General features: G+C 45.5%; 1 protein-coding gene. It reads right to left on the bottom strand.

What is annotated here, in order from left to right; translation table 11 throughout:
• Positions 1 to 40: 40 nt before the first annotated feature.
• Positions 41 to 242 (bottom strand): LemA family protein (locus ACKX14_RS16380; RefSeq protein WP_422449495.1); only part of this gene is annotated, 202 nt, incomplete at its 5' end.

Below are 242 nucleotides of genomic sequence, written 5' to 3'. Positions count from 1 at the left end.
ACCCTATAGCTACGATTGCGTGAGATCACTGAGGTTTCAACTAGTTAAATGATACCGTTGGTGCTTTTTGCGCACTTTGCTCCGCACTAAAGTTCGGTTTGGTGTCCATCCCAATCACCTTCGCAGTCATGACTTGTGGGAACTGACGTGCATAGGAGTTAAAGTCTTGTACTGTACTAATGTAGCGATTACGCGCTACCGCAATACGGTTTTCGGTACCTTCGAGTTGAACCTGTAAATCA

The organism is Thermorhabdus hydrogeniformans (assembly GCF_049310025.1).
Taxonomy (GTDB): Bacteria; Bacillota; Thermosediminibacteria; order Thermosediminibacterales; family Tepidanaerobacteraceae; genus JBJYKD01.
This window is presented reverse-complemented; position numbering and strand designations above follow the sequence as displayed.